Below are 2019 nucleotides of genomic sequence, written 5' to 3'. Positions count from 1 at the left end.
TTGTTGTAAGCATCAATTTTGCCATTAAATATCAATTAATGATATTATAACCCTTTTTTTAGGCATACCTTACTATGCCTAATTGATTTCAAGGGCCTTAAATCGCATTCTGTGGCCTCGTTAAAATGGGTATTTTAAGCCATTTTTAGACAAATAAAAAAGGCTATGGAGTAAAATCCATAGCCTCTGAATTATTCCTTGATTGCCTGTGTCCCAAAGTAGAACGAGATCACAACTGCAAATATTGTCATAAATTTCTCTGCATCTACCACACCCACCATTGACAGGTAGGCAAATACACTTGTCAGTATAATCGTAACAAGACTTTTAATGCTCAAGAGTGTCGCCAGTCTTTCCTTGATACTTTTAGATTCCATTTTGCACCTCCCTCAAAAACTCATGCCACTTCTCCCAATTATTGGCTGACATTATCCTCGGACAATCTTTACCTGACCAATCATAGTGTCTTCTTATCTGTGTGATGCCCTGCTCCCTCATTATCTTATGGCCTACCTTTATAGCATTCTGAATTGTCTTTACTCTATCACCTGATTCGCATATCTCTATTGATATGGATTCCCTGTTACCTGTTCCGTAATACCCATCACCATTTGCCCAAGCAACTTCATTTAATGGGATGCACTCCACCGCTTCTTTATCGTCCACTGCGATATGAAACGATGCTTGCCTAGTGTTTGCCACATTGACAAGATAATCCCTCTCATTCTGCGCTGTGCTTCGTGGGTTGGCTGTAGAGTGGTAGGTGATGTATTTGGCATCCATTGGAAGAAGAGGCCTTCTTGAGCCTCCCACATCCTCTGGTATATGTTCTCGCCTATAAGGTACAGGGCTTTCTACTTTTTTTCAAATCCCTCTAGTCTAGCAATAATAGTTGCAACCTCTGCCCTGCTGATTGGCTTGTTGGGTTGAAAGCTTCCATCCTCATAACCCTTCATCAGTCCTTTATCTGCCACAAATTCAATGTACTCTCTGGCCCAATGCTCTTTTGTGTCCTTAAATTCTGCCACTTCTTCCACCTCCTGTTTTGGAAACTCTATAATCTCAATCTCTGGTATGCTTTCAGGTAAAACAAAAAGGCCATGTCCACTGTAGACATCAAAGCCTTCCTTGTCCTTGTCTATTGTACTGTCTATGACAAAAGCTTTTGCATCTTCTCTTGTCAGTTTAGTAAGTCCATTTTCCTTGAGCCATCCGTTATATATCGCAATCATACCACTCACCATTGGAGCAGCACATGAAGTGCCATTGAAATACATCAGTCTGTCATACCCATCTGATGTTGGTATAAATATGTTTGTGTAACTTACAATGTCTAAATCTTCCCCGGAATTGCTATAAGAAGCCTTTTGGTCGTTATGTTCAAGCCATGCTCCCACCGCTATAGTCCAGTTGTATCTGGCCACATCATTAACTTTGTTAACATATCCACTATTACCACTTGCTGTTATGATGGGTATATCGACATCTTCTAATTTTTCAAATACGTCCATAGATACCCTGCCACTGAAGCTGCAATTTATGGCATCTATCTCCAATTCATGTTCTTTGATCCAGGCGACAATCTCTTCCTTATGCCCAGCGAACCAATTAAATGCATAGATAGCCGAATCTGGCGCAACTTCTCTAATAACTGAACAAACATTTGTCTTGTGGTTTACCTTGTCATGGCTATCATTAAAAGGTTCTATAACCCTAGTGTGTTCGTGTGGCCTACCATTATCATCAAGCACTACTACAACTCCACCCTTGCCCTTGAATCCTGCCTCATGCCATGTGATTATGTTAGCCTTCTCAAACTCTTCTTTGTTTTGTTCTATCATCTACAACAGCCCCCTCTGTGCTGCAACAAAAAAGAAGGTTACAAAGGCGCCAATTAGTAAGCCCATGAACCATCTTAGGGTAACATTCAAACTATTAAGTTGATTAATCAGGTTGCTTATTCTTTCCTCTAACCTTGAGTTGATGTTTTCTATCATGTCTAATCGTTTGGAATGGTCA

Annotated in this window: 4 protein-coding genes; all 4 read right to left on the bottom strand. The window is 40.3% G+C overall.

All coding sequences use genetic code 11. From position 1 onward, the window contains the following. Positions 1 to 191: 191 nt before the first annotated feature. Entirely contained in the window at positions 192 to 377 is a 186-nt protein-coding gene (locus ACKVDP_RS13725; RefSeq protein WP_409229468.1) for a hypothetical protein, read from the bottom strand. Then, entirely contained in the window at positions 367 to 813 is a 447-nt protein-coding gene (locus ACKVDP_RS13720) for a peptidoglycan recognition protein family protein (RefSeq protein WP_409229467.1), read from the bottom strand. The genes ACKVDP_RS13725 and ACKVDP_RS13720 overlap by 11 nt, the downstream gene beginning before the upstream one ends. A 41-nt stretch (positions 814 to 854) precedes the next feature. Continuing rightward, on the bottom strand, positions 855 to 1841 hold the full coding sequence (locus ACKVDP_RS13715; RefSeq protein ID WP_409229466.1) for a S8 family peptidase: 987 nt from the start codon (positions 1839 to 1841) through the stop codon (positions 855 to 857). Continuing rightward, on the bottom strand, positions 1842 to 2019 hold a 178-nt coding region (locus ACKVDP_RS13710; RefSeq protein ID WP_409229469.1), incomplete at its 5' end, for a hemolysin XhlA family protein. It abuts the gene before it with no gap.

Origin of the sequence: Gudongella ferriphila (assembly GCF_046224405.1) — a bacterium.
Lineage (GTDB): Bacteria > Bacillota > Clostridia > Tissierellales > Tissierellaceae > Gudongella.
This window is presented reverse-complemented; position numbering and strand designations above follow the sequence as displayed.

Excerpts from the sequence above, each read along its gene's own strand:
- ACKVDP_RS13725 (WP_409229468.1), bottom strand. The coding sequence starts at position 377 with ATGGAATCTAAAAGTATCAAGGAAAGACTGGCGACACTCTTGAGCATT.
- ACKVDP_RS13715 (WP_409229466.1), bottom strand. The coding sequence starts at position 1,841 with ATGATAGAACAAAACAAAGAAGAGTTTGAGAAGGCTAACATAATCACA.